General features: G+C 69.6%; 12 protein-coding genes. 3 read left to right on the top strand and 9 right to left on the bottom strand.

Annotated elements, in window-relative coordinates; translation table 11 throughout:
* Positions 1 to 16: 16 nt before the first annotated feature.
* From FOH10_RS12440 to dop, 7 genes are all read right to left on the bottom strand, one after another.
* On the bottom strand, positions 17 to 934 hold the full coding sequence (locus FOH10_RS12440) for a helix-turn-helix transcriptional regulator (protein ID WP_143984045.1): 918 nt from the start codon (positions 932 to 934) through the stop codon (positions 17 to 19).
* 181 nt (positions 935 to 1115) lie between these two features.
* On the bottom strand, positions 1116 to 2108 hold the full coding sequence (locus FOH10_RS12435; RefSeq protein WP_143980819.1) for a helix-turn-helix transcriptional regulator: 993 nt from the start codon (positions 2106 to 2108) through the stop codon (positions 1116 to 1118).
* A gap of 381 nt (positions 2109 to 2489) precedes the next feature.
* Positions 2490 to 3848 (bottom strand): Pup--protein ligase, encoded by a 1359-nt coding sequence (gene pafA, locus FOH10_RS12430; protein WP_186000811.1) that lies wholly within the window; start codon positions 3846 to 3848, stop codon positions 2490 to 2492.
* A gap of 190 nt (positions 3849 to 4038) precedes the next feature.
* A complete protein-coding gene (prcA, locus tag FOH10_RS12425) occupies positions 4039 to 4812 on the bottom strand; it encodes a proteasome subunit alpha (protein WP_039814475.1) in 774 nt (257 codons plus the stop codon).
* Complete coding sequence (gene prcB / locus FOH10_RS12420) at positions 4809 to 5669, bottom strand: proteasome subunit beta (RefSeq protein ID WP_143980818.1); 861 nt, start codon at positions 5667 to 5669, stop codon at positions 4809 to 4811. Before prcB ends, prcA begins: the two co-directional genes overlap by 4 nt.
* Positions 5666 to 5857: a ubiquitin-like protein Pup gene (locus FOH10_RS12415; protein WP_029927979.1), complete on the bottom strand. Its 192-nt coding sequence runs from the start codon at positions 5855 to 5857 to the stop codon at positions 5666 to 5668. Before FOH10_RS12415 ends, prcB begins: the two co-directional genes overlap by 4 nt.
* Positions 5858 to 6018: 161 nt before the next feature.
* Positions 6019 to 7518: a depupylase/deamidase Dop gene (gene dop / locus FOH10_RS12410; RefSeq protein WP_143980817.1), complete on the bottom strand. Its 1500-nt coding sequence runs from the start codon at positions 7516 to 7518 to the stop codon at positions 6019 to 6021.
* Between the two features lie 192 nt (positions 7519 to 7710).
* Between dop and FOH10_RS12405 the strand changes: the two genes are divergently transcribed.
* The gene (locus FOH10_RS12405; RefSeq protein WP_143980816.1) at positions 7711 to 8946 is read left to right on the top strand and encodes a DUF418 domain-containing protein; all 1236 of its coding nucleotides are present in this window, start codon (positions 7711 to 7713) and stop codon (positions 8944 to 8946) included.
* Between the two features lie 56 nt (positions 8947 to 9002).
* Positions 9003 to 10214 carry a cation:proton antiporter gene (locus tag FOH10_RS12400; protein ID WP_143980815.1) on the top strand — a complete coding sequence of 404 codons (1212 nt, stop codon included), beginning with the start codon at positions 9003 to 9005 and terminating at the stop codon, positions 10212 to 10214.
* Positions 10215 to 10245: 31 nt separating this feature from the next.
* Here FOH10_RS12400 and FOH10_RS12395 read toward each other — a convergent pair whose 3' ends face one another.
* Both FOH10_RS12395 and FOH10_RS12390 read right to left on the bottom strand, forming a co-directional pair.
* Entirely contained in the window at positions 10246 to 10962 is a 717-nt protein-coding gene (locus FOH10_RS12395) for a TetR/AcrR family transcriptional regulator (protein ID WP_143980814.1), read from the bottom strand.
* A 44-nt stretch (positions 10963 to 11006) separates the two neighbouring features.
* On the bottom strand, positions 11007 to 11699 hold the full coding sequence (locus FOH10_RS12390; RefSeq protein WP_039814485.1) for a TetR/AcrR family transcriptional regulator: 693 nt from the start codon (positions 11697 to 11699) through the stop codon (positions 11007 to 11009).
* Positions 11700 to 11843: 144 nt separating this feature from the next.
* On the opposite strand from FOH10_RS12390, the gene FOH10_RS12385 reads away from it, so the two are divergent.
* Positions 11844 to 12299: a nitroreductase/quinone reductase family protein gene (locus tag FOH10_RS12385; protein ID WP_143980813.1), complete on the top strand. Its 456-nt coding sequence runs from the start codon at positions 11844 to 11846 to the stop codon at positions 12297 to 12299.
* The last annotated feature ends 100 nt before the right edge of the window (positions 12300 to 12399 follow it).

Genomic DNA, 12399 nt, shown 5'->3' with positions numbered 1-12399 from the left:
CCCTGTCCTCGCCACGCTATCCGGCGTCGACCAGCGCGGCGTAGGCGGCCAGCGCCGCACTCGACCGGTCCCGCACCGCGCTCACCAGATCCGGCGGCCCCAGCACGGTGACGCCGGAACCGAAACCGAGCAGCAGCCGGGCCATCCAGTCCAGGGTGGCGAAACGCATGGTGGCCTCGACACTGCCGTCCGGGTGCGTCGTCACCCGGTGCATCGGGTACTGATCCAGCACCCACGCGTAGTCGGCGTGAATCCGCAGGCGCGCCAAGGGGACCGCGGGATCGTCCACGAACAGGTTCAGCCCCGCGGACTCGTCGGTGGCGTCCACCGGCGGGTGGGCGGGCTCGTCGAGTTCGGTCGCCTCCTCGATGCGGTCCAGGCGGAACAGCCGCACGCCCTCGGCCTGGCGGCACCAGGCCTGCAGATAGGAGTTGTTGTCCACCAGGACGATTCGAATGGGGTCGACCACCCGCTCGGAGACCACGTCGCGGCTGGCCGAGTAGTAGACCAGGCGCAGCGCGCGATTGCGGGCCAGCGCCGAGCGGACGGTGGCCACCGCGGGGGCCTCCACCGGCGCGGCGGCGCGAATCTCGGCCTCCCGCCCGGAGATCGCGGACTCGATCTTGGCGGTGGCGGAGTGCGCGGCGCTCGGATCGACCATGCCCGGCAGGTCCGCGATCGACCGCAACGCCACCAGCAGGGCCGTCGCCTCGGTGGAGGTCAGGCGCAGCGGGCGGTCGATGCCCGCGGAGAAGGTGACCTCGATGCTCTCCTCGGAGAAGGACAGGTCGATGAGGTCACCCGGACCGTACCCCGGCAGACCGCACATCCAGAGCTGATTCAGATCGCTCATCAGCTGCTTGGTGGTGACCCCCAGCTCGGCGGCGGCCTCGGCGGCGCTGATCCCCGGATTCGCCAGGAAGTACGGCACCATGTTCAACAGCCGCGACAGCCGCACCGACAGTCGGCTCCCGGTGACCTTGGGACTGCTCACGCTGAATACTCCTCGGCGCTCCCTGGGCCTGCGTGGCCCACCCGTCTCCCACCGCCGCCCTCAACGGACAGCCGGTCGGCTGGCTCCGCCCGACTCGAGCTGCCTCCTCCGGCCCTGATGCTCACGCCGTGACCTCCGTCTGTTCCAGCACCGACCGGAGGCGGCCGATCACCGTGTCGCGCAACTCTTCCGGGGCCAGCACCAGGGCGTCGGGGCCGAGGCCGGTGAGCAGGCGGGCCAGCCAGTCGCGGGAGCGGACCGGCACCTCCACCACCGAGCCGGGGCGGCCGCCGATCTCGCGCTCCTCCATGGTCGCGCCGAGGCGGCGGATCTCCTGACCGCGACCCTTGGCCACCCAGACGGTGGCGGAGCCGGTGATCGGGGCCTGGCTGGTCACCCGGGTCACGATCTCGCGCAGATCGACGTTTTCGGGCTTGTGCACCGCGTTGACCGGTCCGTAGGGGGTGACCTGCTCCCCGATCCGGGAGATCCGGAAGGTGCGCACATCGTCGCGGGCGTTGTCGTGGCCGACCAGGTACCAGCGGCCGTGCTGGGTCACCACACCCCAGGGCAGCACATCGCGTTCGATGTACTCGTCGCCGCTGGTGCGATGCGGGAACCGCACCGCCTGTCCGGCGTCGATGGCGGCCAGCAGCCTGCCCAGCACCGGTTCCGCGCCGCGGGTGCGCGCCGGCACCGCGGGCACCGACGCCACCCCGTTCTCGGGTTCGACGTGCACCCCGGCAGCGCGCAGCTTCAACAGCGCGCCCTCCACGGCGGTCGCCAGTTCGGGGGATTCCCACAACTGCACGGCCACCGCGACGGCCGCGGCTTCCTCACGGGTCAGATCGATATCGGGTAGTTCGTAGGCATCCCGGTTGATGCGGTAGCCCTCCACGCTGGAGAACCGGCTGACCGGACCGATCTCGAGGGGTATGCCCAGATCGCGCAGCTCGTTCTTGTCCCGCTCGAACATCCGGCTGAACGCCTCGTCACTCGCGGACTCCTCGTACCCCGCCACCGATTCCCGAATCCGCTCGGCGGTCAGGAACTGGCGCGTCGACAGCAGCGCGATAACCAGATTCATCAACCGCTCGACCTTGGATATCGCCACCCGATAGAGAGTAGTGTGCGCGCCGAGCCGGTGCCGCACGACCCGGTCGGTTCCGTCCCGGGCATGGCCCCGGCCGCGGCACCGGGCCGCGGCCAGACGGGCCCATCGACGCTGCGCGGCCCCGGCGCGGCCGCGCGGGATCGCACCGCCCCGGCGCTTCAACCGCCTCGGCACCGCCGACGTGCGCCCCACGCCCGGCCCGGCGGCACACACCACGCGTCCGGCTGGGCTCCGCTCCGACCGCACCGGAGCGCGATGCCGATCGCACGCCGCGTCCGGCTGTGCAGGCCGCTCCGACAGGCCGATCGGACAGGCGGGTCGGACAGCTCGAGAGGCCGGGCCCCGGTCGCGGGTCCCGGCCTCTCGACTGCCCTCGAACGCTCACATCGAGGCGATGAGCCGGTCCACGCGCTCGTCGACCGAGCGGAACGGGTCCTTGCACAGCACGGTGCGCTGCGCCTGGTCGTTGAGCTTGAGGTGGACCCAGTCGACGGTGAAGTCGCGGCCCGCCTCCTGGGCGGCGGTGATGAAATCGCCGCGCAGTTTGGCGCGGGTGGTCTGCGGGGGCGTGGTGACCGCCGCGTCCACGACGTCGTCCTCGGTCACCCGCTTGGCCAGGCCCTTGCGCTGCAACAGGTCGAACACGCCGCGACCGCGCTTGATGTCGTGGTAGGCCAGGTCCAGCTGGGCGATCTTGGGGTCGGACAGCTCCATGCTGTAGCGGTCCTGGTAGCGCTGGAACAGCTTGCGCTTGATCACCCAGTCGATCTCGGTGTCGACCTTGGCGAAGTCCTGCGCCTCGACCGCGTCGAGGGTGCGGCCCCACAGATCCACCACGGCGTCGACCTGCGGATCGCGTTCGCGGTTGCGTAGATGTTCGACCGCGCGGGCGTAGTACTCGCGCTGGATGTCCAGCGCCGACGCCTGCCGCCCGCCCGCCAGCCGCACCGGGCGGCGACCGGTCAGATCGTGGCTCACCTCGCGGATGGCGCGAATCGGATTGTCCAGCGCGAAGTCTCGGAACGACACTCCCGCCTCGATCATCTCCAGCACCAGCGAGGCCGTGCCCACCTTCAGCATGGTGGTCGGCTCGGCCATATTGGAGTCGCCGACGATGACGTGCAGCCGCCGATACTTCTCCGCGTCGGCGTGCGGCTCGTCGCGGGTGTTGATGATGGGCCGGGAGCGGGTGGTGGCCGAGGAGACACCCTCCCAGATGTGCTCGGCGCGCTGCGACAGGCAGAACGTGGCCGCCTTGGGCGTCTGCAGCACCTTGCCCGCCCCGCAGATGAGCTGGCGGGTCACCAGGAACGGCAGCAGTACATCGGAGATGCGGGAGAACTCACCGGCCCGCACCACCAGGAAGTTCTCGTGGCAGCCGTAGGAGTTGCCCGCCGAGTCGGTGTTGTTCTTGAACAGGTAGATGTCCCCGCCGATCCCCTCCTCCGCCAAGCGCTGCTCGGCGTCGATGAGCAGATCCTCGAGGACCCGCTCCCCCGCCCGGTCGTGGGTGACCAGCTGCACCAGGCTGTCGCATTCGGCCGTCGCGTACTCCGGGTGGGAGCCGACATCGAGGTAGAGCCGGGCACCGTTGCGGAGGAACACGTTCGAGCTACGGCCCCAGGAAACCACCCGGCGGAACAGATACCGGGCCACCTCGTCAGGGCTCAACCGACGGTGACCGTGGAACGTACACGTCACCCCGAATTCGGTCTCGATCCCCATAATTCGTCGCTGCACACCATCGACATTACAGCGAGAGACAGCCGCGCAAGGGCGGTCGAACGATCCCGATGCATACGTCTTGACAACGATTCGGCACGGAATGCAACGCCGCATCCCCTGCTGGCAGCCATAAAACAAGCCCCCGTCGCACTCTGCTGTGCGGAGTGCAAAGGGGGCCGTTTTCGTCTCTGGTGGAATCGAATTGCTACGGGTTCGACGGATCTCCCGCCGACGGTTTCTCGGCCGCGTCGGCCGAGGTCGCCTCGCTGGTTCTACCGGTGATCACATCCTGGAGAGTCGCCGCCGGAATGCGGCGGAACGCCCGCCGGGGCCGGGCTTGCTCCAGGGTTGCCACCTCCAGGGATCCGACGCCGAGCGGCTTGCGATCCTTTTCGGCCTCGGGCGCGCCCTTCTGCAGTGCCTGCAATGCCACACCCATTGCCGAGTGCAGATCCAGGCCGGGTCGATAGGACGCCTTGAGAGCGGTCTGGATGGGTTCGGTATTGCCGCCCATGACCACGAATTCCCGCTCGTCGACTATCGAACCGTCGAAGTTGATCCGGTACAGCACCGCATCCGGGTCCTGCTCCGGATAGCCGACCTCGCCGATGCAGATCTCCACCTCGAACGGCTTGAGCTGATCGGTGAAGATGGACCCCAGCGTGGAGGCGTACATATTGGCCAGCGCCCGGCCGGTCACATCCCGCCGGTCGTACTGGTAGCCGCGCAGGTCGGCCTGCAGAATGCCGCCCCGGCGCAGATTCTCGAACTCGTTGTACTTGCCGACCGCGGCGAACCCGACCCGGTCGTACAGCTCACTCACCTTGTGCAGGGTCGCCGAGGGGTTCTCGGCGACGAACAGCACGCCCTTGTCGTACACCAACACCACGACACTGCGGCCGCGAGCGATACCCTTGCGCGCGAGCTCGGTCTTGTCGCGCATGATCTGTTCGGCCGACGCGTAGTACGGCAGTGTCATGCTTCGCCGCTCCCTTCAGCGGCCGCCGCGACGCGATCGTCCACGATGGCCCGCGTAATCTCTGCCAGCCGGTCCTCGGTCACTTCCTCCGCGCCCTCGGCATCGATGGTGATGGCCGTGGGGTAGATCCCGCGCATGGTGTCCGGGCCGCCGGTGGCGGTGTCGTCATCGGCCGCGTCGAACAGCGACTCGACCGCGATGCGCAGCGCTCGTTCCTGGTCGAGGCCGCGGCTGTAGGTCTTCTTCAGCGACGACTTGGCGAACAGCGAACCCGAGCCCACGGCGGTGTAGCCGAACCGCTCCTCGCTGCGTCCGCCCACCACGTCGTAGGACACGATGCGCCCGGCCCGATCGGGGTCCAGCGCGGACGGATCGAAGCCCACCAGCAGCGGCACGACCGCCAGGCCCTGCAATGCCGCGGGCAGGTTGTCGCGCACCATCTTCGACAGCTTGTTGGATTTGCCGTCGAAGGTGAGCGGGACGCCCTCGATCTTCTCGTAGTACTCGAGCTCCACGGCGAAGAGCCGGATCATCTCGATCGCCATACCCGCGGTGCCCGCGATCCCGGCCGCCGAGTACGAGTCGGTGATGTACACCTTCTCGATATCCCGGCTGGCCAGCAGATTGCCCTGGGTGGCGCGCCGGTCACCGGCGATCACCACCCCGCCGCGGTAGGAGACCGCGACGATGGTGGTGCCGTGCGGTGCGAAATCCGACGGCGCGACACCGCCGACATGCCCGCCGTCGGACCGGAACTTGTTGGCGGGCAACAGTTCCGGCGCGTTCACTCGCAGATATTCGGAGAAGGAGGAGAGGGCGTACCCCGTGTGGAGACGCAAGGGGTCACCCGCTGTCACTGGCCGCCCTTCTGAACGTAGGCGCGCACGAAGTCTTCCGCGTTCTCCTCGAGGACGTCATCGATCTCGTCGAGCAGGTCGTCGGTATCCTCCGCCAGCTTCTCGCGGCGCTCCTGTCCCGCTCCCCCGTCGACGGGGCCCTCGTCCTCGTCGCCGCCACCGGCGCGCTTGGTCTGCTCTTGTGCCATAGCAGCCGACCTCCTCTGTACTGATCATCGGCGAGAACGGACGTTCGAAACCGATCTCGTCCCACAACACTACCCAGCCGAGGCGACATCATGCGGGATTCGCCCGCAATGTGCCCCGGCCGCAACACCCGCGCAATGCGTGATTTCGCTCCCGGCGAAACTCAGTGGGTGAGCTGATCCACCAGCTCGGCGGCGGTGTGCGCGCTGTCGAGCAGCGTGCCGACATGCGATTTCGTGCCCCGGCGCGGTTCCAGGGTGGGAATGCGCACCAGCGAATCCCCGCCGAGGTCGAAAATCACCGAATCCCAGCTGGCGGCGGCGATATCGGCACCGAAACGGCGCAGGCACTCACCCCGGAAGTAGGCCCGGGTGTCGGTGGGCGGATTGGTCATGGCGTCGGTGACCTGCTGTTCGGTCACCAGCCGCCGCATGGAGCCGCGCGCCACCAGGCGGTTGTAGAGGCCCTTGTCCAGCCGCACATCCGAGTACTGCAGGTCCACCAGGTGCAGTTTCGGCGCCGCCCAGCCCAGCCCCTCGCGATTGCGAATCCCTTCCAGCAGGCGCAGTTTCGCGGTCCAGTCGAGCAGGTCGGCGGTTTCCATGGGGTCGCGCTCGAGCAGGTCCAGCACGTGCGCCCACTTGTCGATGACATCCTTGACGCGCGGATCGTCATTGCCGATGCGGTCGTTGTACTTCTCCACCCGGTCCAGGTAGATCCGTTGCAGCGCAAGGCCGGTCAGCTCACGGCCGTCGGCGAGCGCGACGGTAGCGCGCAGGCTGGGATCATGGCTGATGGTGTGCACCGCGGTGACCGGGCGGGCCAGTTGCAGATCGGACAGGTCCTCCCCCGCCTCGATGAGGTCCAGCACCAGCGCGGTCGAGCCGACCTTGAGGTAGGTGGACCACTCCGAGAGGTTGGCGTCGCCGATGATCACGTGCAGTCGGCGGTATTTGTCGGCGTCGGCGTGCGGTTCGTCGCGGGTGTTGATGATGCCGCGCTTGAGGGTGGTCTCCAGCCCGACCTCCACCTCGATGTAGTCGGCACGCTGGGACAGCTGGAATCCGGGCTGGTCACCGGACTGGCCGATACCCACCCGCCCGGAGCCGCACACCACCTGGCGGGAGGCGAAGAACGGGGTGAGACCCAGGATGATCTGGTTGAACGGCGTGTCCCGGTTCATCAGGTAGTTCTCGTGGGTGCCGTAGGAGGCCCCCTTGCCGTCCACATTGTTCTTGTAGAGCTGCATGCGGGGCGCGCCGGGCACGCTGGAGGCGTAGCGGGCGGCGGCCTCCATGACGCGCTCACCGGCCTTGTCCCAGATGACCGCGTCCAGCGGATCGGTCACCTCGGGGGCGGAGTATTCCGGGTGGGCGTGGTCGACGTAGAGGCGAGCCCCGTTGGTGAGGATCATATTGGCCGCGCCCACCTCGTCGGCGTCGATCACCGGCGCGGGCCCGTTGAGCCTGCCCAGGTCGAAGCCGCGAGCGTCGCGCAACGGGGATTCCACCTCGTAATCCCAGCGGGTGCGCTTGGCGCGCGGCACGCCCTCGGCCGCGGCGTAGGCGAGCACCGCCTGGGTGGAGGTGAGAATCGGGTTGGCCGACGGCTCCGTAGGCGTGGAAATGCCGTACTCGACCTCGATTCCGATGATGCGCTGCATGGGAACGAGCCTAGGCGACACCGGGCGGAATCGGGTGCGCCCGGGGCGAGTGCGGTGTCACGCGGGCCGGTGCGCGGCGTGCGCGACCACCGCACGACGGACCCGGCTCGGGGTGGTCCACGACTCGAGTCGTAGCCGTGGTCATCCCTGCGGGCGACGCGCCGCGACCGGGGGATTCGGGAGAATCTCCGCATGCCCGAACCGGTTTCCGCTCCGCATACCGGAGCGTCCGCGACCAGCGCGCAACCCACCGACCGACCCACCGCGCCGCAGCCGTCCAGCCGGGTGGCCGCGCTCGACGTGCTGCGCGGCATCGCCATTCTCGGCACCCTCGGCACCAATGTCTGGATCTTCACCGACCCCGAGGGCCTGCTCGGCTATCTCCAGGGCACCGAGGCCGCGAACACCGCCTGGATGTGGACCGAACGCGTACTCCAGCAGGTGGCGCAGGGCAAATTCCTGGGGCTGCTCACCATCATGTTCGGCATCGGGCTGGCTATCCAGCAGCGATCGGCGGCGCGGGCCGGTCGGCCCTGGCCCGGCAAGTATCCGTGGCGAGCCCTGCTGCTGTTCGTCGACGGTCTGCTGCACTTCCTGCTGTTCACCGAGTTCGACGTACTCATGGGCTACGCCGTCACCGGCCTGGTGGTGGCCTACATCCTGGCGACGAGCCCGCGCGCGCAGCGCCGCTGGCTGCTGTCCACGGCCGCAGTCCACCTGACCTTCCTGGCCCTCGCCGCGCTGGCGCTGCTGTTCGCGCCGCGATCGGACTCCGGGCCCGCCGAGCCACTGGATCCGAATCCCTTCGCGGACGGGTCGTTCTGGGATCTGGTGGTGTTCCGCTGGGAGCATCTGCTGCTGTTCCGGCTGGAGACCATCGTCATCTTCCCCATGTCCATCGCCCTGTTCCTGGTGGGCGCGCGGCTGTTCCAGGCCGGTCTGTTCGCACCCGAGGGCGGGCGAATCCGCAAGCGGCTCATGGTCATCGGCGCGGTGGCCGCACCACTGGACATGGGCCTGGGCGTCTTCGGCGGCGGTGATCTGACCCTGATCACCCGCTACGGGATCGCGCCGTTCGTGGCGCTGGGCATCCTGGGGCTGGTGGCCTGGTTCTACCGGAACCGGCCGCGCCCCGGCTGGGTCGGGCGGCGGTTCGGCGAGGTCGGCCGCATGGCGCTGAGCTGCTACATCCTCCAGAATGTGGTGGCGTCGACCATCTGCTATGGCTGGGGGCTGGGGTTGGCCGCCCGGGTCTCCGCCGACGCCCGGGTGCCGTTCACCATCGCGGTCTACCTCGGGGTCGCCGCGGCCATGCTGGTGTTCGCGCACCTGTGGCTGCGCCGGTTCGACCGCGGACCGGTGGAGTGGCTGTGGAACGCCTGCTACCGCGCGATCGCCGAACGCGGCAGCGCACCGGCAACCAGGTAGCGAATACCACCGTGTCCTTGTCCTGACCGGCCGTCGGGGGCGGGCAGGATGACGGCATGTCCGTACTCGCCGCGGCCGCGGACCCCACCCGGTCGGCCATTCTGTCGCTGTTGCAGATCGCGCTGGTCACCGTGCTCGCCACGGTGCTGGCCCGGCTGGCCCGCGGCTACGTGCCGGATGTGGTGCTGCTGCTGGGTTTCGGCGTGCTGATCGGGCCGCACGTCCTGGATTGGGCCGGGACCGCGGGCGGGGTCGACCTGGTCGCCCAGCTCGGGCTGGGCATGCTGTTCCTGCTGGCGGGCTACGAACTCGATCCGGAGCTGCTGCGCGGCCGGTCCGGTCCCGCGGCCTGGCTCACCTGGGCGGCGAGCCTGGTGCTGGCCACCCTGGTGGTGACCCTGGCGGCCCCCGAGGTCGGTTTCACCGCGCATGTGGCGGTCGCCATCGCCATGACCTCCACCGCGCTGGGCACGCTGCTGCCGATCCTGAAACAGGCCGGCATGCTCGACTCCGCGCTGGGCCGGGCCGTGCTGCGCCACGGCGCGGTCGGCGAACTGGGGCCGATCCTGGCCATGTCGCTGCTGCTGTCCAGCCGCAACCCGCTCGCGGCGGTGGTGGTGCTGGTGCTGTTCGCCATCGCGGCCGCGCTGGTGGCGGCGGTGCCGCGGCGGCTGCTGGCCCGCATTCCGGATCTGCGCGGGCTGCTGGTCGAACTCGGCGGCGGCACCGTGCAGCTGCCGGTGCGCACGGTGCTGTTGCTGCTGTTCACGCTGATGGCCATTGCCGAGGTGTTCGATCTGGATGTGGTGCTGGGCGCGTTCGCGGCGGGCATGATCCTGCGCACGCTGGTGCGCGAGGCCGATCCCCGGCTCGAAAACCAGTTGAACACCTTGGGTTTCGGTTTCCTGATCCCGGTGTTCTTCGTGGTGTCCGGGATGGGCATCGATCCGGCCGCCATCGCCGGGAACCCGCTGCACTGGGCGCTGTTCGTGGTGTCCATCGCGGTGGCGCGCGGCGGGCCGGTGTGGTTGGCCGAACGCTGGTTCGACCACGGCGGCAACCTGACCTCCGGCCGGGAGCGCGCGCAGCTGGCCCTGTACTCGGCGACCGGCCTGCCCATCATCGTCGCCGTCACCGAGGTCGCGACCGCGGCCGACCTCATGACCGACGAGCTGGCATCGCTGCTGGTGGCGGCGGGCGCGGCGACGGTGCTGCTGTTCCCGCTGGCGGCCCGGATGGTGGGTCGGCGGCCGGTGGCGGCCGACTGAGCCGACCGCCGTCGACGGCGACCGCCGCGCGTCAGCTCACGTGCTGCGCTTCGGCCCGCGAGATCAGGTCGGCGACCAGGCTGTCGCGGGTCAGCGGCACATCGAGGCTGCGGGCGTTGCCCTCCAGCAGGGCCAGCACCGATTCGGTGAGAATGCCCTCGACCTGTTCGGAGGTCAGGGTGGAGGCGGGGTCGGCGCGCCAGCTGTTCACCACGCCGTCCACGAAGCCGATGATCCCGAACGCCGTGGGGCGCGCGCGATTCGCGTCGATCCCCCAGCGGGTGAGGGTGGTGGCGAACAGGTCGGCGAGTTGTCCGCCGATGCGGTCGCGGGCGCCGGCCATGGCCCGGGAGGCGTCCCCGGCGGTATCGGCGGCGATGAGGAAGCGGTGCAGGTTCCGGTGCCGCTCGACCCAGCCCACGTAGGTGCCGACCGCGCCGCGCACGGCGTCGCGCAGGGTGCCGTCCGGGCGCAGGCGCGGAAGCAGTTCGGCGAGCAGCGATTCCAGGATGTGGCGGCGGATCTGCTCGTCCAGGTCGGCGCGGCCGTCGAAGTGCCGGTACACCACCGGGCGCGGTACCCGCAGCCGGTCGGCGATCTGCTGCACCGAGATCTCCACGCCGTGCTCGGAGATCACCGCGAGGGCGGCGTCGAGCATATCCGCGCGGCGGCGGGCCTTGTGACCGTTCCAGCGGGTGCTGCGGCCGTCCGCCGCGCGGGAGGTGTCGTTCGCGCCGGTCTTGGTCATCAATTCACCTTAGCGCGCCGCCGCGCTGCCCGAGACGGCCTGTCTCACACATCACGGAGTCCGAGCAGATCGGCCATGGTCTCCACCGCGTAGTCGAAGAACGCCGCCGCCGGGTCCATGCTCCCGACCAGTTGACCGTTGAGTTCGAAGCTCACCGCGCCGAACAGCTGGGTCCAGGCCACCACCATCCGGGCCAGCGCGGGCGCGGGCACCCCCGGGGTGAACCGGTCGGCGAGGGCACCGATCTGTTCGGCGAGCAGCGGGTCGAGGTGCTCGTCGGGAACCGCGAGAGTGCCCGCCGCCCACGCCCGTTCGACAATGCCGAGCACCGCGAGGGGTACCCGTGCGGCCGGGTCGACGGTGGTCTGCGGGGCCGCGTAGCCAGGTACCGGGGAGCCGTAGAGCAGGGCGTATTCGTGCGGATGCGCACGCCCCCACTCGCGCACCGCGTGCGCCGCCGCCCGCCATTGCGCGCGCGGGTCGTCCGCCCGCGCCACCGCGGTTTCGACGCTGGCGCCGATGGCGTCGTACGCCTCGATGAGCAGCGCGGTGAGCAGGTCGTCGCGGCTCGGGAAGTACCGGTACAGCGCCGAGGACACCATGCCGAGTTCGCGCGCGATGGCGCGCAGCGACAGCGCGGCGGCACCGGATTCGGCGAGTTGGCGGCGGGCGGCATCGGTGATCTCGCGGGTGATCTCGGCGCGGGCCCGGGCGCGGGCGGTCCTGGGTGCACTCATACGTAACAGTGTGCCACGGTTCGGAGCGCCGGAATGTTTCGAGAGCGCCGCTCTTGACATTGCGGCGACCCCGCGTGCACACTGATCACATCAGAGAGCACCGCTCTCGAAATCTGACACTCGTGCAGCAGACAGGGACACGCCATGAACGCCACCGCCGCCAACCGCCACATCGGCCCCTCCGGACTCGACCCGCTCGTGAATCGACTCGCCACCCGGCTGAGCAAACTCGGCATCAGCGTGGCCGGGTCCCGGCTGCTGGCCGTGCGCGGCCGCACCAGCGGTGAATGGCGCACCGCCACCGTCAACCCGCTGACCACCCCCGACGGTTCGCGCTACCTGGTCGCCCCGCGCGGCCGCACCCAGTGGGTGCGCAACCTGCGCGTCGCGGGCGGCGGGGAACTGCGGCTCGGACGCCGGACGGAGGTCTTCACCGCCGTCGAGGTCGCCGATGCCGACAAGATTCCGGTGCTGCGGCTGTACCTGCAGAAGTGGGGCTGGGAGGTCGGCCGGTTCTTCGAGGGTGTCACCAAGGACGCCACCGATGCCGAATTGGCCGCCATCGCACCGGGTTTCCCGGTCTTCCGGATCGAATCCTGATCCGGCCGCGCCCGCGTGCCGGGTCGGCCGTCCGGCAGGTTCGCACCGAACGGTAGTTTCATCCGCTGAGTCGGATTGTCGTGAGCGGTGGGTGTCGGAG

This window comes from Nocardia otitidiscaviarum (assembly GCF_007362295.1).
GTDB classification, from domain to species: Bacteria; Actinomycetota; Actinomycetes; order Mycobacteriales; family Mycobacteriaceae; genus Nocardia; species Nocardia otitidiscaviarum.
Note: the sequence above shows the minus strand (reverse complement) of the source record. Positions and strands in the feature narration are given on the sequence as shown.